This is a genomic window from Leclercia adecarboxylata, assembly GCF_006171285.1.
GTDB classification, from domain to species: Bacteria; Pseudomonadota; Gammaproteobacteria; order Enterobacterales; family Enterobacteriaceae; genus Enterobacter; species Enterobacter barmai.
The window spans coordinates 3,539,206-3,559,040 of the sequence record NZ_CP040889.1 but is presented as its reverse complement, the minus strand read 5'-3'; the positions used below and the strand labels follow the sequence as shown (position 1 = coordinate 3,559,040).

The 19,835-nt window shown below is 59.2% G+C and carries 17 protein-coding genes; 13 read left to right on the top strand and 4 right to left on the bottom strand.

Annotated features, from left to right (window positions below):
• The first annotated feature begins 111 nt into the window (after nt 1–111).
• The 3 genes from glnP to ybiO all read left to right on the top strand — a co-directional run bounded on the left by glnP (nt 112) and on the right by ybiO (nt 3,830).
• Nucleotides 112–771 (top strand): glutamine ABC transporter permease GlnP, encoded by a 660-nt coding sequence (gene glnP / locus FHN83_RS18765; protein WP_039029408.1) that lies wholly within the window; start codon nt 112–114, stop codon nt 769–771.
• Nucleotides 768–1,490: a glutamine ABC transporter ATP-binding protein GlnQ gene (gene glnQ / locus FHN83_RS18760; RefSeq protein ID WP_139564600.1), complete on the top strand. Its 723-nt coding sequence runs from the start codon at nt 768–770 to the stop codon at nt 1,488–1,490. Before glnP ends, glnQ begins: the two co-directional genes overlap by 4 nt.
• A gap of 135 nt (nt 1,491–1,625) precedes the next feature.
• Nucleotides 1,626–3,830, top strand: a complete 2,205-nt coding sequence (gene ybiO, locus FHN83_RS18755; RefSeq protein WP_139564599.1) for a mechanosensitive channel protein — start codon at nt 1,626–1,628, stop codon at nt 3,828–3,830.
• Between the two features lie 49 nt (nt 3,831–3,879).
• Here the strand turns inward: ybiO and rlmF are convergent, their stop codons facing one another.
• Complete coding sequence (gene rlmF, locus FHN83_RS18750; RefSeq protein WP_176556505.1) at nt 3,880–4,794, bottom strand: 23S rRNA (adenine(1618)-N(6))-methyltransferase RlmF; 915 nt, start codon at nt 4,792–4,794, stop codon at nt 3,880–3,882.
• Between the two features lie 241 nt (nt 4,795–5,035).
• Here rlmF and mcbA point away from each other — a divergent pair, with 241 nt between their 5' ends.
• The 5 genes from mcbA to ybiJ all read left to right on the top strand — a co-directional run bounded on the left by mcbA (nt 5,036) and on the right by ybiJ (nt 9,500).
• Entirely contained in the window at nt 5,036–5,296 is a 261-nt protein-coding gene (gene mcbA, locus FHN83_RS18740) for a DUF1471 family periplasmic protein McbA (RefSeq protein ID WP_039029404.1), read from the top strand.
• 273 nt (nt 5,297–5,569) lie between these two features.
• Nucleotides 5,570–7,852, top strand: a complete 2,283-nt coding sequence (locus FHN83_RS18735; RefSeq protein ID WP_039029403.1) for a catecholate siderophore receptor Fiu — start codon at nt 5,570–5,572, stop codon at nt 7,850–7,852.
• Nucleotides 7,853–7,937: 85 nt separating this feature from the next.
• The gene (ybiX, locus tag FHN83_RS18730; protein ID WP_139564598.1) at nt 7,938–8,615 is read left to right on the top strand and encodes a PKHD-type hydroxylase YbiX; all 678 of its coding nucleotides are present in this window, start codon (nt 7,938–7,940) and stop codon (nt 8,613–8,615) included.
• A gap of 72 nt (nt 8,616–8,687) precedes the next feature.
• Nucleotides 8,688–8,954: a DksA/TraR family C4-type zinc finger protein gene (locus FHN83_RS18725; protein WP_039029401.1), complete on the top strand. Its 267-nt coding sequence runs from the start codon at nt 8,688–8,690 to the stop codon at nt 8,952–8,954.
• Between the two features lie 285 nt (nt 8,955–9,239).
• Nucleotides 9,240–9,500, top strand: a complete 261-nt coding sequence (gene ybiJ / locus FHN83_RS18720) for a DUF1471 family protein YbiJ (protein WP_039029400.1) — start codon at nt 9,240–9,242, stop codon at nt 9,498–9,500.
• 110 nt (nt 9,501–9,610) lie between these two features.
• Here the strand turns inward: ybiJ and ybiB are convergent, their stop codons facing one another.
• On the bottom strand, nt 9,611–10,573 hold the full coding sequence (gene ybiB, locus FHN83_RS18715; protein WP_139564597.1) for a DNA-binding protein YbiB: 963 nt from the start codon (nt 10,571–10,573) through the stop codon (nt 9,611–9,613).
• 288 nt (nt 10,574–10,861) lie between these two features.
• Between ybiB and FHN83_RS18710 the strand changes: the two genes are divergently transcribed.
• The 5 genes from FHN83_RS18710 to FHN83_RS18690 are packed head-to-tail and all read left to right on the top strand — an operon-like array spanning nt 10,862 to nt 16,200.
• Nucleotides 10,862–11,398, top strand: coding sequence for a fimbrial protein (locus FHN83_RS18710; RefSeq protein WP_039029398.1), 537 nt, complete (start codon nt 10,862–10,864; stop codon nt 11,396–11,398).
• Nucleotides 11,399–11,455: 57 nt separating this feature from the next.
• Nucleotides 11,456–12,130 (top strand): molecular chaperone, encoded by a 675-nt coding sequence (locus tag FHN83_RS18705; protein ID WP_139564596.1) that lies wholly within the window; start codon nt 11,456–11,458, stop codon nt 12,128–12,130.
• 14 nt (nt 12,131–12,144) lie between these two features.
• Nucleotides 12,145–14,685 carry a fimbria/pilus outer membrane usher protein gene (locus FHN83_RS18700; protein WP_139564595.1) on the top strand — a complete coding sequence of 847 codons (2,541 nt, stop codon included), beginning with the start codon at nt 12,145–12,147 and terminating at the stop codon, nt 14,683–14,685.
• 16 nt (nt 14,686–14,701) lie between these two features.
• Entirely contained in the window at nt 14,702–15,688 is a 987-nt protein-coding gene (locus tag FHN83_RS18695) for a fimbrial protein (RefSeq protein ID WP_139564594.1), read from the top strand.
• A gap of 11 nt (nt 15,689–15,699) precedes the next feature.
• Nucleotides 15,700–16,200: a fimbrial protein gene (locus FHN83_RS18690; protein ID WP_039029395.1), complete on the top strand. Its 501-nt coding sequence runs from the start codon at nt 15,700–15,702 to the stop codon at nt 16,198–16,200.
• Here the strand turns inward: FHN83_RS18690 and dinG are convergent.
• Both dinG and rhlE read right to left on the bottom strand, forming a co-directional pair.
• Nucleotides 16,187–18,364, bottom strand: coding sequence for an ATP-dependent DNA helicase DinG (dinG, locus tag FHN83_RS18685; RefSeq protein ID WP_139564593.1), 2,178 nt, complete (start codon nt 18,362–18,364; stop codon nt 16,187–16,189). The two genes, FHN83_RS18690 and dinG, sit on opposite strands and share 14 nt — an antisense overlap.
• Nucleotides 18,365–18,459: 95 nt before the next feature.
• The gene (gene rhlE, locus FHN83_RS18680; RefSeq protein ID WP_039029393.1) at nt 18,460–19,818 is read right to left on the bottom strand and encodes an ATP-dependent RNA helicase RhlE; all 1,359 of its coding nucleotides are present in this window, start codon (nt 19,816–19,818) and stop codon (nt 18,460–18,462) included.
• Nucleotides 19,819–19,835: the final 17 nt, after the last annotated feature.

The window sequence follows — 19,835 nt, the reverse complement described above, 5'->3', positions numbered from 1 at the left end:
CTGTTAAACAGGAACTGTACCGCCCGGTGGCGCTTGCGCTTACCGGGCCTACAATTTGAGTCAACTCCCTGACTCATTTTTTGTTTTCACCACGGTATACAGGAATACATCATGCAGTTTGACTGGAGCGCCATCTGGCCTGCCATTCCTCTCTTGCTTGAAGGCGCCAAAATGACCCTGTGGATTTCGGTCCTCGGTCTGGTTGGCGGGTTGATTATCGGCCTCGTCGCCGGTTTTGCCCGCACCTACGGCGGCTGGATAGCCAACCACGTAGCACTGGTCTTCATCGAAGTTATTCGCGGCACGCCGATTGTGGTGCAGGTGATGTTTATCTACTTCGCCCTGCCGATGGCCTTTACCGACCTGCGCATCGATCCGTTCAGCGCGGCGGTGGTCACCATCATGATCAACTCCGGCGCCTATATCGCCGAGATCACCCGCGGTGCGGTACTGTCGATCCACAAAGGCTTCAGCGAGGCCGGTCTGGCGCTGGGTCTCTCCCGTCGCGAAACCATCCGCCACGTGATCCTGCCCCTGGCCCTGCGCCGCATGCTGCCACCGCTGGGTAACCAGTGGATCATCAGTATCAAAGACACCTCGCTGTTCATCGTTATCGGCGTGGCTGAGCTGACCCGTCAGGGCCAGGAGATCATTGCCGGTAACTTCCGCGCGCTGGAGATCTGGAGCGCCGTGGCCGTGGTTTATCTGATTATTACGCTGGCGCTGAGCTTCGTGCTGCGTCGTCTTGAAAGAAGGATGAAAATCCTGTGATTGAATTTAAAAACGTCTCCAAGCACTTCGGTCAGACCCAGGTGCTGCACAATATCGACCTGACTATCCAGACCGGGGAAGTGGTGGTGATTATCGGGCCGTCCGGCTCCGGTAAATCCACCCTGCTGCGCTGCATCAACAAGCTGGAAGAGATCACCAGCGGCGATCTGATTGTCGATGGCCTGAAGGTTAACGACCCGAAAGTGGACGAGCGCCTGATCCGTCAGGAAGCGGGCATGGTGTTCCAGCAGTTTTACCTCTTCCCGCACCTGACGGCGCTGGAAAATGTGATGTTTGGCCCCCTACGCGTGCGCGGCGCCGACAAAGCAGCAGCCGAGCGGCTTGCAAAAGAGCTGCTGGCGAAGGTCGGTCTGGCGGAGCGCGGGCACCATTACCCGTCCGAGCTCTCCGGCGGTCAGCAGCAGCGCGTGGCGATTGCCCGTGCGCTGGCGGTTAAGCCGAAAATGATGTTGTTCGATGAACCAACTTCTGCCCTCGACCCGGAACTGCGCCACGAAGTGCTGAAGGTTATGCAGGACCTGGCAGAAGAAGGCATGACGATGGTGATTGTGACCCACGAAATCGGCTTTGCCGAGAAAGTGGCCTCGCGTCTGATCTTTATCGACAAAGGGCGTATTGCCGAAGATGGCAATCCGCAGACGTTGATTGAGAACCCACCGAGCCAGCGTTTGCAGGATTTCCTGCAGCACGTTTCGTAATGTTACGCCGGGCGGCGCTGACGCTTGCCCGGCCTACGGTTCCAACGATTTCCCCCGGAATTCTCCCAAAAGCCCCCCGCTTCCGCCCGCCTTCTATACTTATCACTTTGCACAATTTTGTCACCGGAGGACACCGTGCCCTGGATCCTGCTGCTTTTGATAAGCCTGTTTTGCCTGCCTGCCCAGGCCGTCAGCCTGCCGGGCATGCCTGCCGCAACGGCGCAAACACCCCCACCGGCAGAGCCGGACGTTGAGCAGAAAAAGGCGGCTTACTCTGCGCTTGCCGACGTGCTGGAAAACGACACCTCACGCCAGGAGCTGATAAACCAGTTGCGCAGCGTCGCCGCCACGCCGCCTCAGGAGCCTGTGCCCAAAATCACCCCGCCGGAGATAGCCGACGAGAAAACGGTGCTGGAGAACGTCACCGATATCAGCCGCCATTATGGCGACGCCCTCGCCACCCGCTTCGCCCAGCTCTACCGCAACCTGATTGGCTCCCCGCATAAAGCCTTTAACCCGCAAACCTTCACCGCCGCCGCACAGCAGTTCCTGATCCTGGCCGGGTTGGTCTTTGCTTTTTACTGGCTGGTGAGGCTCTGCGCCTGGCCGCTGTACCGCAGAATGGGCAGCTGGGGGCGCAAAAAGAACCGGGAAACCAGCAGCTGGATTCACCTGCCGCTGACCATCGCCGGGGCCTTTATTATCGATCTGCTGCTGCTGGCCCTGACCCTGTTTATCGGCCAGATCCTGAGCGAGTCCCTCAACACCGGCAATCCCACCATTGCCTTCCAGCAGGCGCTGTTCCTCAATGCCTTCGCGCTGATTGAGTTCTTTAAGGCGATCCTGCGCCTGATATTTTGCCCCCGCGTGCCCGACCTGCGTCCCTTCGCCATTAACGACAGCGCCGCGCATTACTGGTCCCTGCGCCTCAGCCTTCTGAGCGGCATCATCGGCTATGGCCTGCTGGTGGCGGTGCCGATTATCTCCAATCAGGTCAACGTACAGATTGGCGCCCTTGCAAACGTGCTGATTATGCTCTGCATCACCGTCTGGGCGCTGTACCTGATTTTTCACAACAAGCGCGCCATTACCGAGGGGTTGCTTCATCTTGCCGACCGCTCTCTCGCCTTCTTCAGCCTGTTTATTCGCGCCTTCGCCCTGGTGTGGCACTGGCTGGCGAGCGCCTATTTTATCGTGCTCTGTTTCTTCTCCCTGTTCGATCCGGGCAACAGCCTGAAGTTTATGATGGGAGCTACCTTCCGCAGCCTGGCAATCGTCGGCGTTGCCGCGTTCGTCTCGGGGCTGCTTTCGCGCTGGCTGGCGAAAACCATCACCCTGTCGCCGCACGTGCAGCGCAGTTACCCCGAGCTGCAGAAGCGGCTTAACGGTTGGATCGGCGTCTCGCTGAAGGTGGCGCGGATCCTGACGGTCTGCGTCGCCATAATGCTGCTGCTCAGCGCCTGGGGACTGTTCGACTTCTGGAACTGGCTGCACAACGGCGCGGGTGAAAAGACGGTGGATATTCTGATCCGCATCGCGCTGATCCTCTTCTTCTCCGCCATCGGCTGGACCATCCTGGCGAGCCTGATCGAGAACCGGCTCTCCTCGGATATTCATGGCCGCCCGCTGCCGAGCGCCCGCGCCCGCACGCTGCTGACGCTGTTTCGCAACGCGCTGGCGGTGATCATCAGCACCATTACCATCATGATTGTGCTGTCGGAAATTGGCGTCAATATCGCCCCGCTGCTGGCGGGTGCCGGGGCCCTGGGGCTGGCGATCTCCTTTGGCTCCCAGACGCTGGTGAAAGACATCATCACCGGGATCTTTATTCAGTTTGAAAACGGGATGAATACCGGGGATCTGGTAACCATCGGGCCGCTCACCGGCACGGTGGAACGGATGTCGATTCGTTCGGTGGGGGTGCGGCAGGATACCGGGGCGTACCACATCATCCCGTGGTCCTCGATCACCACCTTCGCCAACTTCGTGCGCGGCATCGGGTCGGTGGTGGCGAACTACGATGTGGACAGGCATGAAGATGCCGAAAAAGCGCAGGGCGCGCTGAAAGCGGCGGTGGATGAGCTGCTGGAAAGAGAGGATATTCGCGGGCTGATTATCGGTGAGCCCTCATTTGCCGGGATTGTCGGCCTGACCAGCACCGCCTTTACCCTGCGCGTGTCCTTTACCACCCAGCCGCTGAAGCAGTGGACGGTGCGCTTCGCCCTCGACAGCATGGTGAAAAAGCACTTCGACCTGGCTAACGTGCGGATGCCGGTGCAGATGTATCAGCTCCTGCCGTCGCCGACGGGGGAGAACACCCAGATCCAGAACCGCACCTGACTGTTCCCTCTCCCCTGTGGGGAGAGGGTTAGGGTGAGGGGAAAGACGCTTAACGCTGGCGGCGTTTGGCGTTATCCATAAAGGTCCAGGCGATAAAGCGGCTCTGCTTCTGACCCTGGGCCATCTCTTTTTTCACCACTTTAACCGCGCCGACGTCGGTCAGGGCGCGGTAGAGCGGCGGCAGGTTCTCGCTGCGGGAGACAAGAGTGGTAAACCACTTCACCTGGCGGGCAAACTGGGCGCTCTCGGCAATCATCTTCGTGATAAAGGCCACTTCGCCGCCCTCGCACCACAGCTCCTGCTGCTGGCCGCCGAAGTTCAGCGCGCCGTCGGCCGCCTGGCCGAGATTGCGGCGCTTGCGCTCGCTGCCTGCCCGGGCGGTTTCCGCCGAATCATGGAACGGCGGGTTGCACAGGGTGGCATCGTACTGTTCGTTTTTATGGATCACGCCCGTGAAGATCGCCGAAGCCTCTTTCTGACGACGCAGACGAATGGCGCGGCTCATGCCGGGATTCGCGTTAATGATGGCGGTGGCGTTGGCGAAGGCCTGAGTGTCCACTTCGCTGCCGGTAAAGCGCCAGCCGTACTCATGCGCGCCAATCAGCGGATAGATCAGATTCGAGCCGGTGCCGATATCGAGGATCGTCGCCTGAGCCGGCACCTCACCGTTATTGCCTTCCGCCAACAGATCGGCGAGATGGTGAATGTAGTCGGCACGCCCCGGCACCGGCGGGCAGAGATAGCCGTCCGGAATATCCCACTGGGCCACACCGTAGAAATGCATCAGCAGCGCTTTGTTCAGCGTCTTTACCGCCTGCGGATCGGCGAAGTTCACCGTCGGCTCCCCTGCTGGCGTCCGGGTGATAAATTCGCGCAGCGCCGGACAGCTTTCGCATAAGGCATTCATGTCGTAACGGCTACGGTGGCGGTTGCGTGGGTGCAACCCCGGCTTTTCGGGTGTCATGGCGTTCTCCTGTAAACAGCGGCGTAAGATACCCGTTGCGGGCGCAACGGTAAATATTTCTCTGCGCGACAGAATAAACCACCAAAAATCAGTCACCTGTATGTATCTGATTTGTCATGGAATTGTCAAAATATGTTGTTCAAAAAATAAGCAGATCATCATCAATTTTTTGCACTAAATCACACTCTGACCCGTTCTACACTTAGTGTGCATCACCCGTTGTCAATCAGAGGAAGTGATTATGAAAAAATACCTGGTAATGCTGGCTGCCGCTTCACTGGCAGGTGCGTCGTTTGCTGCATGGTCGATCGAATCACTCAGCAGCGGCGATACCAGTCAACTAAGACCCGCCGGAACCGTGCAGGCTTCTGGCGCAAGAAATCTCGATGACCTGCAGGATAAACTGGCTGAAAAAGCGCGTGAACAGGGTGCTAAAGGCTATGTTGTGAACTCTGCCAGCGGCGACAACACCATGTTTGGTACCGCCACCATCTACAAATAGTTCCCCTCTCTGCACTGCATACTGCATCCCCCGGGGTGCAGTTCATTTTTTGCCCAAACTCCACTTTGTGAAGATTTTTAGTAGCCAATGTAAATTTACGTATTTCCTTTTGTTGGCGACAGTGATAAAAAGTCACGCCAAATGATAATGTTTATCACAATTATTATCATTTGTAGGTTCATTACGGTTATTCACGTGGCACAGGAACAGGCCCAGACCTGCCTGACAGCGTAATGAAAACTCAATACTAAAAATTATAAGTCGCTAAACAATATGGATAAAAATCGCAACGTTCCGAACAGCTTTAACTCGCTGACCTTTTTCGCGGGTCTGTGTATCGGTCTTACTCCCGTGGCTTCTGCAGTTGCGGCGGAGAATAACGATAAAGCTGACGACACCCTGATAGTCGAAGCGGCACAGCCTTCGCTGTATGCCCCGCAGAAGTCCGCCGACGCCAAATTCAGCCGTCCGGTGGCCGATACCACCCGCACCATGACCGTAATCTCCGAGCAGGTGCTCAAAGATCAGGGCACCACTAACCTGACCGATGCCCTGAAAAACGTCCCGGGCGTGGGCGCGTTCTTCGCCGGTGAAAACGGCAACTCCACCACCGGCGATGCGGTTTACATGCGTGGCGTGGACACCTCGAACAGCATCTACGTTGATGGTATTCGCGATATCAGCACCACGACGCGCGACACCTTCAACACCGAACAGGTGGAAGTGATTAAAGGGCCATCCGGCAGCGATTACGGACGTAGCGCCCCGAGCGGCTCGATCAATATGATCAGCAAACAGCCGCGTCTGGATTCAGGCATTGACGCCTCCGCCAGCATCGGCAGCGCCTGGATGCGCCGCGGTACGGTCGATATCAACCAGGTGATGGGTGATACCTCGGCGTTTCGTCTGAACCTGATGGGTGAAAAGACCCACGATGAAGGGCGCGATAACGTCAAAAACGAACGCTACGGCGTGGCCCCTTCCCTCGCCTTTGGCCTGGGAACGGAAAACCGTCTCTATCTGAACTACCTGCATGTGACCCAGCACAACACCCCGGACGGCGGCATTCCGACCATCGGGCTGCCGGGCTACTCTGCACCCTCTGCGGGCACTGCGGCGCTGAATCACTCAGGCAAGGTGGACACCAGCAACTTTTACGGCACCGATTCCGATTACGACGATTCCACGTCCGACACCGCCACGATGCGCTTTGAGCACGACTTCAACGACAACACCACCCTGCGTAACACCACGCGCTGGTCCCGGGTGAAGCAGGATTATCTGATGACCGCCGTGATGGGTGGTGCGACCAACATCACCCAGCCTGACCGCAACAACGTGGACACCTGGACCTGGTCGCGTCTCGCCAACACCAAAGATGTCAGCAACAAGATCCTGACCAACCAGACCAACCTGACGACCAAATTCTATACCGGCAGCGTCGGCCACGATATCAGCACCGGGGTGGAGTTCACCCGTGAAAACCAGACCAACTACGGCGTGGATGCCATCACCCCGCCGCCGGTCAATATCTATCACCCGAACAGCAACGTCGATATTGGCGGCCTGAACAACAACGGCGCCAATGCCAATGGCCAGACCGATACCTTCGGGATTTACGCCTTTGATACGCTGCAGATCACCCGTGATGTTGAGCTCAACGGCGGCATTCGTCTCGATACGTACCACACCGAATATGACAGCGCCAGCGTCTGCGGCGGCACCGGTCGCGGGGCGGTCGCCTGCCCGGCCGGGACCCCGAAAGGTTCCCCGGTGACTACCGTGGATACGGCCACCTCGGGCAATCTGGTGAACTGGAAAGCCGGGGCGCTTTATCATCTGACCGAGCACGGCAACATCTACGTGAACTACGCCATCTCTCAGCAGCCGCCGGGTGGTAATAACTTCGCCCTGGCGCAGGGTGGCACCGGCAGCAGCGCCAACCGCACCGACTTTAAGCCGCAGAAGGCCAAAACCAGCGAGCTGGGCACCAAGTGGGAAGTGCTGGATAAACGTCTCCTGCTGACCGCGGCGGTGTTCCGCACCGACATCGAAAACGAAGTTGAGCAGAACGATGACGGCACTTACTCGCAGTACGGTAAAAAGCGCGTCGAGGGTTATGAACTGTCGGCAGCGGGTAACATCACCCCGGCCTGGCAGGTGATCGGCGGTTATACCCAGCAGCGCGCCAGCGTGCGCACCGGCAACAACGTGGCGCAGGATGGCACCTCTTCCCTGCCGTATACCCCGGAACACGCCTTCACGCTGTGGAGCCAGTACCAGGCAACGGATGACATCTCCGTTGGCGCAGGCGCCCGCTATATTGGCAGCATGCACCGCGGCTCTGACGGCGCGGTGGGTACCCCGTCGTTTACCGAAGGTTACTGGGTGGCCGATGCCAAACTGGGCTATCGCGTCAACCGCAACCTCGATATGCAGCTCAACGTCTACAACCTGTTTGATGAGGACTATGTTGCCTCCATCAACAAGAGCGGCTACCGCTACCATCCGGGCGAACCACGCACCTTTATGTTAACGGCGAACATGCACTTCTGATCATTCGTGGGGGGGGTCGGCCCCCACGTTTCAGTGCACTTCTGTTAGCGCGTGGGGCGTTAGCCCCACGCTACGGAGAATCTTTATGATGTATCACATTCCGGGCGTGCTGAACGCCGATGAGGTGGCGCAGTTCCGCGCCCAGCTGGAGCAAGCCCCGTGGATCGACGGGCGCGCCACGGTGGGCAACCAGGGCGCACAGGTAAAAAACAACCAGCAGGTTGACACCCAAAGCCCGCTGTACGCCACCTTGCAGGCCAGCGTGTTGCAGGCGGTGAATCAGCATCCGCTCTTTTTTGCCGCCGCCCTGCCGCGCCAGATCTCCAGTCCGCTGTTTAACCGCTACCAGCAGCAGGAGACCTACGGCTTTCATGTTGACGGTGCCGTGCGTAGCCACCCGCAAAGCGGCTGGATGCGGACCGATCTCTCCGCCACCCTCTTTTTAAGCGACCCCGACAGCTACGAAGGCGGCGAACTGGTGGTGAACGACACCTACGGCCAGCACAGCGTGAAGCTCCCGGCGGGGGATCTGGTGCTCTATCCCTCCAGCAGCCTGCACTGCGTGACCCCGGTGACCGCAGGCGTGCGTGTGGCTTCTTTTATGTGGATCCAGTCGATGATCCGCGACGATAAAAAGCGCGCCATGCTGTTCGACCTCGACCGCAACATCCAGACCCTGCGCGCCCGCCACGGCGAAAGTGACGAAGTGCTCTCCCTGCTGAATCTCTATCACAACCTGCTGCGCGAATGGTCTGAAATCTAGTCACCTGCCTTGATTGTACGTTTTTTGACCCCATAGTTACTGTACAGCGCAATAACCTGTCAGGAGGGGTTTATGGCTTCCGGTTGGGCGAATGATGACGCCGTTAACGAACAGATCAACAGTACCATTGAAGACGCAGTGGCCCGGGCGCGGGGCGAAATTCCGCGAGGCGAGAGCCTGAAATTCTGCGAAGAGTGTGAGGAGCCGATCCCCGAAGCGCGGCGTAAAGCCGTGCCCGGCGTGCGGCTGTGCATCGCCTGTCAGCAGGAGAAAGATTCACATAATGCATCCCACGCAGGATATAATCGCAGAGGATCCAAAGACAGCCAGCTGCGATGACTGGCATGACGGCTGCGGGGCCACGCAAGCGATTACTTGCTTGCGCACGAATTTTAGCCCCTGGTTTGTCGAAACGTGCCCTCATCGCCTCTTCTGTAAAGCGCAACGGCAAGAAACGTAAATCCATTCATTGAATTTATTAATATTCAATAACTTATTTGTCATTCAAATTTTTCGAAGGATGACGTCAATTCTCTTCGATTTTATCTCTCGCAAAAAAGCGTGATACTTATCACATCGACGGAACAACGTCCCCTTAACAGAATAACCTGCGAGATATTAACCATGAAAACCATCAAATATGCTGTTGCTGCTCTTGCCCTGACCACGCTGTCTTTCGGTGCTTTCGCTGCGGAATCTGTGACTGCGGCCCAGGCAAGCGGCATGAACAAAATCGGTGTGGTCAGTGCGGAAGGCGCGACCACCCTGGACGGTCTGGAAGCACGCCTGGCGGCGAAAGCAGAAGCAGCTGGCGCGACTGGTTACACCATTACCTCCGCTAACACTAACAACAAACTGAGCGGCACTGCGGTTATCTACAAATAACCTGACCCTTATCTCTGCCCCGCTCGCCGGTCCGCTGGCGGGCTGCTCCAACCCTCATTGACCCTTTGTTGTTTTTTTGGCCCGTCCATCGCTGGACGGGCTTTTTTTATTTAAAAACTCTGGTTAACCCGCGCCAGCCCGGCATCGACCGTCTCCACCTGGCCGCTGGCCAGCAGGCAGCAGGCCATCTGCAGCTTCAGGGAGTGCGGTACCGCTTCGCGCCCGGCAAGGCAGCTTTCTATCCAGCGCGCCGTGGTTTCGGCATCTTTCGCCTGCGGCAGAGAGACATTGCTGTTCTCATCCCCACGCTCCAGCACCACCCGGGTACCCGCCGCATCAATCAGCGTTTGCTGCGGGCAGCGCTGCGGGTTGGCATACACTTCGCCTTCCGTGCCGTGCATCAGCAGCCCTCTGCCACCGATATCGGCAAAGAAGGTCGCCACGCGGGTGACATATTCCGGGTGCGAGACGCTGGAAAGGCGCAGCGCGGCATCTTCGGCAAAGGGCGTCGCCAGCTTCGCCAGGGTGTGGGCACTGTTACGCACCCCCATTCGCCAGCGCATCGCCAGCTGTTTTTCCAGCGGCGGACAGAGGGTGCTCACCGGAATATAGACCGGGTGATGCCCGTCCAGCTTCGCCTGCGCCTGGCCGCCGTGACGGGTCGGCTCAATGCCCAGCAGGGTGAAAATGGTTTCGCTTAGCACGCGGGTCGGATCTTCGCTCACGCCGTGCACCACCACCGGGAACCCGAGCTTGTGCAGCAGGATCGCCAGCAGCGGCGTCAGGTTGGCCTGCTTGCGCGCGCCGTTGTAGCTGGGGATCACCACCGGCATCGGCTTAGCAACCGGGGGCGTCAGGCGCAGGGTTTGCGCCTGCATGGCTTCATAAAAGCCGCGCATCTCGGCTTCGCCTTCGCCCTTAATGCGCAGCGCAATCAAAATGCCGCCCATCTCCAGGTCCGGCACGTCGCCGTTCAGCATCCGGGTGTAAAGACCCCGGGCGGTATCCTGATCCAGGTCGCGGGCGTGATTTTTGCCTCGCCCAACCTCTTTGATAATTTTGCGATAATCCACGACAACTCTCCTTGCGACATCTTATTAACACTATAGCGTCGATAAGGTGACGGCGGACAGACATTTCTCTTATCGATTTTGCGCCGCCTTTCCCCTCCATCTCAAGCCATCATTCTGTAATTAAAGAAAAAATAATAATACAACCCCAATTCAAATCATTAGTGGCCAGGGCAGTAGTTAATAGCCAACCAAAACTTACGTAAATTAGCGCCAATAAAGTTTCGCCCCTTTATTTATCAATTAATCACAACGGATGTTATTAACACCGGCATTTATTCAGGAATTATTATGCGTAAAATCGTTACCGGCACTTTTATTGCCACTGCGTTATGTTGTTCTGTCTCTGCCTGGGCTGCAAACAGCGGCGAGGGGCAAATTAACTTCACCGGCGAAATCATCGATTCCGCCTGTCAGGTGGTCAACGGCGTCAGCAGCCCGCTGGATGTTTCCCTGGGCAAAGTGTCGCAAACGGCCTTTACCGGCTCGGGCTCCACCACGTCGGCCACCCGTTTCGACATTCAGCTGAAAGACTGCCCGGAAACCATCACCAGCGCCGCCATCACCTTCGGCGGCTCTGCTGACAGCACCAATGCCAACGTACTGGCCGTCACGCCGGGTACCGGCGCGGCGACCGGTGTCGGTATCCAGCTGCTGGACAAAACCGAGAATCCACTGAGCTTATACAGCCCGTCCACCAGCTATACGCTGCAGTCGGGCACTACCACCAACGATCTGGTCTTTGGCGCACGCTATATCCAGACCGGCAGCACCATCACCGCCGGCCCGGCTAATGCCGTCTCCACCTTTACCGTTATGTACAACTAATAAGGCGGCGCCTGGTTATGCGACCGGGCGCCGTTCTTTTTGATTCAGAGTCCCGTCATGCGTAAATCTGTTTTGATCGCCTCCCTGTTATTAATGACAACCGCCGCGCACGCCGGGGTCATTATTGAAGGGACCCGCTTAATTTATCAGGGAGATAAAAAAGAAGCGTCGCTGGGAATTTCTAACCCCGATAACCTCGACTACCTGGTGCAATCCTGGGTAGAGAGCCAGGATCACGCCCGGGAAAAAGCGCCGTTCCTGATCACACCGCCGCTGTTCCGTCTGGATGGCCACCAGGACAATGTCCTGCGCGTGGTGCATACCGGCGGCAATCTGCCCACCGATCGCGAATCGCTCTACTGGCTTAACATCAAATCGATTCCGTCCACCGCGCATCACGAGAACACCAACACCCTGCAAATTGCCATCAAAACGCGCATTAAGCTGATCTACCGCCCGGAGGGGATCGCCGGTAAACCGGACGAGGTGGCGGATAAACTGCGTTGGCATAAACAGGGCAACAATCTCATCGTCAGCAACCCGACGCCGTTTTACATGAATTTCCAGGAGATCACGCTGGGCGGCAAAAAAGTCGACAATATCAGCTGGGTCGCCCCCGACAGCGACGCGCATTTCGCCGTGCCGGGTGGGATCAGCGCTACCCGCGTCAGCTGGAAAATCATCAACGACTATGGCGCGGTGAGCCACGCCTGGTCTGCCAGCCTCCAGTAACTGCCGGAACCGCCATGCCCTGGGACTATACAACCAAAGCGCCACGTAACCATGCCCGCACCCTGCGCATTGCGCTGGGCTGTGCGGCGCTGGGCCTTGGCGTGCAGCAGGTGCTGGCGGAGGACTACTTCAACCCGGCAATGCTTGATATCGACGCCCCCGACCAGGGCAAACCCGACCTCTCGCTGTACGAGTCGGGCCCGGGTATCGCGCCGGGGGAGTACCAGGTGGATGTGTATGTGAATAACAACAAAATCGCCAACAAGAAAATCACCTTTGAGCTGCAAAAGTCGGTAAAAGGAGAGAGCATCCTCCAGCCCTGCCTGTCCGTGGAGACCCTCAAAAGCCTGGGTATCCAGAGCGATAAATTCAGCGTCACAAAGGGTGATGACTGTGTCGATCTCTCTGGGTTACCAGACGCCAGCGCCACCTTCCGACCCGGCCAGCAGCAGCTGCTGCTGAGCATCCCGCAGGCGGCCATCATCCCGGTTCCGCACGGGTATGTGCCCCCGGAAGAGATGGACAACGGCATCAACGCGTTTCTGCTGAACTACAGCTACTCCGCCGGGGATACCCATAGCCGGGGTGATGACGGAAGTCATCAGCGCAACGAATACCTGAACCTGCGTCCGGGGGTGAATCTGGGTGCCTGGCGTTTTCGCAACTACACCACCTGGAGCCAGACCCGGGACGATGACTCGACGCAGCGCGATCTGTCCTCGGTGTACAGCTATGCCCAGCGCAACATCCTGTCGCTGGGCAGCGTCGTCACCTTCGGGCAAAGCTCGACCCCGTCGGACGTGTTTGACAGCCTGTCGTTCACCTGGGCGCAGATCGCCTCGGATGACGATATGCTGCCGGACAGCATGAAAGGCTTCGCGCCGCGCATTCGTGGCGTGGCGCACAGCAATGCCCAGGTGGTGGTTCGCCAGAACGGGTATGTGATCTATCAGAACTATGTCGCCCCGGGGGCGTTCGAGATTAACGATCTCTACCCCACCGGGGGCAGCGGGGATCTGAACGTCACCGTGAAAGAGACCGACGGCAGCGAGCAGCACTTTGTGGTGCCTTACGCCTCGGTGCCGGTGTTGCAGCGTGAAGGACGATTCAAATACAGCCTGACCGGCGGACGCTATCGCAGCTATGACGACAGCGTGGAGAAAACGCCGTTCCTGCAGGGCACCGGGATCTACGGCCTGCCGTACGATATCACCCTCTATGGCGGCATGCAGACCAGTCAGTATTACGATGCCCTGGCGCTCGGCACCGGGAAAAACATCGGCGACCTCGGGGCGTTTTCGGTGGATGTGACCGCAGCGAAATTGCGCATGCAGGGGGAAAAGTCCACCCAGGGCCGCGCCTGGCGGGTGCGTTACAGCAAAGACTTCGCCACCACCGGCACCCACTTTTCGCTGGCCGGTTATCGCTACAACAGCGACGGATACGCCACGATGTCGGATGTGATGAACTCTTACACCAAAGATGACGACTGGACGCCGCCCGACGGGCGCCGCGACCGTCAGGAGGCTACTGTCGATCAGTCGCTGGGCGGTTCGCTGGGCTCGCTGACCCTGAGTCTGGTGAAAGAAAACTACTGGCACAGCGACCAGAGCATGACCTCGCTTAGCGTGGGCTATAACGGCAGCTGGAACGGCATCAGCTACGGCCTCAACTACGGCCTGAGCAAAAATACCCAGGATAACGAGGACGATGATGAGCAGAAAAACGAACAGACCATCGGCCTGAACGTCTCGGTGCCGCTGGATCACTGGCTGAAAAATACCTGGGTTAACTACACCCTCAACAACAGCAAACATGACACTACCCAGAGCGTCGGCCTGAGCGGCACCGCCCTTGCCGGCAACAATCTCAGCTGGGGCGTGCAGCAGGGCCACAGCCACAACTCGGGTTACAGCAGCAACCTGAATACCGATTACAAAGCGACCTACGGCGAGATGACGGCCGGGTATTCCCAGGATAACCAGCAGCACCAGCTTAATGTCGCCGTGCAGGGCAGCGTGATTGCCCATGCTCACGGCGTCACCTTCGGCCAGCCGATGGGCGATACCGTGGCGCTGGTCGAGGCGCCGGGTGCCAGCGGAACCGGGGTCGACAACCAGACCGGGGTCAAAACCGACTATCGCGGCTACGCCATCGTGCCCTACGTTACGCCCTACCATCACAACACCGTCACCCTGGATACCGAAAGCCTGCCTTCAGGGGCGGACGTCGGTCAGGCAACGAAAGTGGTTACCCCGACCCGGGGGGCGGTGGTGCGCGCCAGCTTTGATACTCGCGTTGGCAGCCGGGTGCTGCTGACCCTCACCCGGTCCGACGGGCATCCGGTGCCGTTTGGCGCCACCGCCGCCCCGGCCCATGAGAATGGCGAGTTTATTGTCGGCGACGGCGGACAGGTCTACCTGACCGGGATGCGTGAGCGCGGCACGGTCAACGTCAGCTGGGGCAGAGGCGCCAGCGCCCACTGCTCCGCCCACTATCAGTTGCCGTCCCACTCAAGCGATCCGGTGATCAACGCCACCGCGCAATGCGTCTGAACGGCGAGGAGAGAAGATGAAACCACTGCGATTTAGCGGCGTGCTGGCCCTGTTTGCCGCCCTGTGGCTGTTTATGCCCCAGGCGAAAGCGGCCTGTACCACGGCGGATCTGCCCTGGAACGGTACGCCGGGCACGCTGACGGTGTCTGACACCCTGACCGTCGGTAGCGTCATTCCCGGCTCTGCCCGCTCGCATACGGTGAAAGGCAGTTGCGACGCTGCCGACAGCGGAAAACCCATTACCGCCTGCCATCTCGGTGAAGGGGAAGAGGTGCCGGGCATGCCGGGGGTGTACCGCACCGGCGTGGAGGGGATTGGTATTGAACTGCTGAACAGCGCCGGGCAGCCGGTGCGCGGCCGCGCCGCCCACTGCGACAGCAGAAGTACACCGCTGGGATACGTCAGCAATGATGGCTCCGGCAGCTTTAATGTGCCTCTGACCCTGCAACTGGTTAAAACGGCGAACACCAGCAGCCAGCAGACGATGACCATACGCAACGGCATCTGGTCGCTTGGGATCTATCCCGATGAACAGCTGGGGCATCTGAATGCCGTGCGCTATGGCGGTAATCTGGCGCTGAAGGCGACAACCTGCTCGGTGGATCAATCCAGCCTGATCGTTAATCTGGGGGATTTCCCCGTAACCCAGTTCACCCGGGTAGGAAGTTACACCGGCTGGAAAACGTTCAGCCTGAACGCCACCTGTAACGCCGTGGAGACGATGACCGCTCAAATCACCAGCCCCAACGGGGCGACAAACATTGACCCGGGTGACGATGTGCTGAACCTCGTCCCGGGCAGCGACAGCGCCACCGGCGTGGGCGTAAGACTGTTGGTGGGCGGCGCGGGGATGCGCTACGACTACCCGGTCCCGTTTGGCAACCAGACGGTGCCGGGCCAGCCGTTCAGCCTGCCCTTCCAGGCACAGTATTACCAGCTCAGCGATACGGTGACGGCAGGCAAAGCCAACGTCGTCGCCACCATCGACATTGAATACCGATGAAGAGGACTCCGATGAAATACGTCGCCCTTTTAGTCCTGCTTGCCAGCGCCTGCGCGCAGGCCACCGATGTGTCTCTCAGCATCCAGGGCAATATTTACGACACCGCCTGTCAGTTGGACAGCACCAGCCAGAACAAGGTGGTTGACCTGGGTCAGGCCATCGCCAGTGATTTTAAGGCCATCGGTGATGTCGGAGAGTGGAAGAATTTTGATATTACCCTGTCGAACTGCCCGCCAAACCTGGCGCTGGCGACCATCAGCGTCGACGGGCAGCGTGATCAACACCACCCGTTCAAGTTTGCCAACACCGGTACGGCAACAGGACTGGCGCTGGAGCTGGCAGATCGCACCGACTCCATCATTCTGGCCCCGCAAGCGAGATTTAATGCGGTGATCGACCCGGTCACCCACAGCGCTGATTTTCCGATGGCGGCGCGCTATTACACCTCGCAAACCCCCGTCACCGCCGGACAGTTTACCAGCGTGGTGCTGATTACCTTCACTTACCAGTAGGACCGCGCCTCTTAGCATGGACGCTTTTCTTCAGCCCGGCGGCCAGTTTTGCCGGGCGTTTTTTTACCTCAGGCACTTCTGGCTGCTCGATAGGGAAGACTGGCAGAGCGTTTAACAGCCGTTTGCCGTAGTTTTTGGTCAGCAGACGTTTATCGTAGATCACCACTTCGCCCCAGCAGCTGTGGCTGCGGATCAGACGCCCGACCTGCTGGATCAGGTTGAACGACGCCGCGGGCAGGCTCTGCACCTCAAACGGGAAGCGGTTCAGGCTTTTCAGCCACTCGCCCTCGGTGAGCACCACCGGGCTGTCGATAGGCGGAAAGGCAATCTTGTGAATATGGACCTGGGTCAGGTAATCCCCTTTCAGATCCAGCCCTTCGGCAAAGGACTGGAGCCCCACCAGCACGCTGCGCTCCCCGGCCTCAATGCGCTTGCGGTGCAGCTCCACCAGCCGGTAGCGGGGCTGATCCCCCTGCACCAGCAGGAGCAGGCGCAGGTCGGTAACAAAGGTTAAAAACAGATTCATCGCCCGGGCGCTGGCGAACAGCACCAGCATGCCGGGGTACTTTTTGCTCTCCAGCTGTTCGCGGAAGTAGGCCGCCATCTCGGCCAGGTGCTGCTCTTCGTTGTCGATCAGCGGCTCATACTGCATGCGCGGAATGACGATTTTGCCCTGCTCGCAGTGGTTGAATGGCGAATCAAGCGCCACAAAGCGATCCCCCGCTTTCTCCTTCAGGCCGCTCATCTCCTGCAACCGCGAGAAACTGTTCAGGGAGCGCAGCGTGGCGGAGGTGACCACCACGTGCGGGACGCTGCGCCAGAGCAGCTTTTCCAGCTGATCGCTGACGCGGATCCCGGCGCAGTGGAAGAAGAGGTGCACCTGCCCCTCTCTGACTTCCCGCGTCACCCACTTGGTGACCGGGGCGCCGGAGGCCTGAGCCATCGACGCCAGCCGCCACAGCTTGCTCTGCCCTTCAAACATGCCCAGGGCGCGGTTCATCTGCAGCAGCACCCGGTGGACACGCACCACGTCGTGAGTGCCGGTTTTTTCACTCAGATCGTTTAAAAACAGCTCCGCCAGCCCGCGCAGTTTTTCGATAAGCTGCGCCAGTTCGCGGCAAAGAGACATGATTTCATCCGGCAGTTCACCCATCTCAAAGCGGTGCTCTGCCTCCTGACCGGCAGGAAGATAGAGATTGAGGATGTTATTCAGCGAGGCGATGTGGGTGTATATCGTTTCGCAGTGCTCGCTGAGGCGCTCCGGGATCGCCAGCGGCGGAATGGTCTTCGGGCGGAACTGATCCATGCAGGTCGCCACCAGCTTGCAGAACAGATCCAGCTGCAGGCGGAACCACGGGGCGGTGATTTCGGCGCTCATCTCCAGCGCATCGCGGGCGACGTCCGGCAGGTGATGGCCTTCATCCAGCACCAGCAGCAAGTTTTTCGGGTCCGGCAGGACGGCTTCGCTCTCCATCGCCGCCATCACCAGGGCGTGGTTGGCGACCACCACTTCGGCCTCCTGGATCTCCCGGCGGGCGACAAAGAACGGGCATTCGCGATAATAGTGGCAGTTGCGGTTCAGGCAGCTGGCCTTGTCGGTGCTGAGCCTGCGCCACAGATCGTCGCTGATGGCCTGATCGGTGTGATCGCGAAGGCCATCCCATTTGTAACCGTCCAGATCGGTTTTCAGCTTCGCGCACTGCTCTTGCTCGGCCTTGTTGTTGGGGGTCAGCTCGTCATCGAGAAACGCCAGCAGATCCTGCTGGGTGGGTTCGGTGCTGGCCAGCGCCGCTAAGTTGCGCGGGCAGACATAGCGCCCGCGCCCGAAGGCCGCGGTAAAGCGCAGCTCGGGGATAATTTTGCGCAGCAGGGGCAGGTCTTTGCTGTAGATCTGATCCTGCAGGGCGACGTTGGCGGTGCTCACCACCAGCGTCTTTTGCTCTTCCCGGGCAATGGCGATGCCGGGGATCAGGTAGGAGAGGGTTTTACCGACCCCGGTCGGGGCTTCAATTGCCAGATGTCGACCCTCGTCACCGGCGAGTGTTTTTGCCACATCGGCAATCATCTGCCGTTGCGGAGCGCGGGGAATAAAGTCGGGGATCTGCTGTTGCAGCGCCTTATACCAGGCGGCAATTTGCGCTTTCAGCGCGGCGGTTAAAGCCATGATGAACCTGAAATACTGTATAAACAGCCACTATTGTGGCACTTTCTTAAGCGAGCCGCAAAAGAAAAGCCCGGCTTTACGACCGGGCTTCCAGATTACTGCGCGCTGGCAGGTTTGCGCGGACGGCGTCGGCGCTGGCCTTCACCTGCCGGTTTCGCATCACCGTCGCGACGCGGTGGCTTGCTGGCCGCTTTCGGCGCGCCGCCTTCGCTACGGCGTGGCTGCTGACCGCGACCGCCGCCGCCCTGCCCGCGTCCACCGCCCTGACCACGACCGCCCTGACGTCCGTTCTGGATCGGCTCGGCTTTGATCGACGGGTCCACGTCATAGCCGTCGAGGGCAATACGCGGGATCTCTTTTTTCAGCAGGCGTTCGATGTCGCGCAGCAGTTTGAGTTCATCGACACAGACCAGCGACAGCGCTTCGCCCGTGGCCGCCGCGCGACCGGTACGACCGATACGGTGAACGTAATCTTCCGGGACGTTCGGCAGCTCGTAGTTCACCACGTGCGGCAGCTCTTCGATATCCAGGCCGCGGGCGGCGATGTCGGTTGCCACCAGCACGCGGATGTCGCCGGATTTAAAGTCGGCCAGCGCGCGGGTACGTGCCCCCTGGCTCTTGTTGCCGTGGATGGCCGCGCTGCGGATCCCGTCTTTGTTCAGCTGTTCTGCGAGGTGGTTAGCACCGTGCTTGGTACGGGTGAAGACCAGCACCTGCTGCCAGTTGCCTTCGCCAATCATCTGGGAAAGCAGCTCGCGCTTGCGCTTTTTGTCAACCATGTGCACATGCTGGGTCACCTGCTCGGAGGCGGTGTTGCGACGCGCCACTTCCACTTCCAGCGGGTTGTGCAGCAGTTTTTCGGCCAGGCCTTTGATCTCATCGGAGAAGGTGGCAGAGAAAAGCAGGTTCTGGCGGCGGGCAGGCAGTTTTGCCAGCACGCGACGAATATCGTGGATAAAGCCCATGTCGAGCATGCGGTCGGCTTCATCGAGGACCAGGATCTCCACGCTGTCGAGCTTCACGGCGTTCTGGTGTTCCAGGTCGAGCAGACGGCCCGGGGTCGCCACCAGCACGTCCACGCCGCTGCGCAGTTTCATCATCTGTGGGTTAATGCTCACCCCACCGAACACCACCAGCGAGCGGATGTTGAGATAGCGGCTGTACTCACGCACGTTCTCACCCACCTGGGCGGCCAGTTCACGGGTCGGGGTCAGGATCAGGGCGCGCACCGGGCGACGGCCTTTGGCGTGCGGCTCTTTCTGGATCAGGCGTTGCAGCAGCGGCAGGGTAAAGCCGGCGGTTTTACCGGTGCCGGTCTGGGCGCTGGCCATCAGATCGCGACCGGCCAGCACGGCGGGAATGGCCTGCTGCTGAATAGGGGTAGGTTCGCGGTAGCCCTGCTCTTCTACAGCGCGCAGAATTTCCGGGTCCAGGCCAAGGGTATCAAAAGACATAACAACTCCGAACCGCC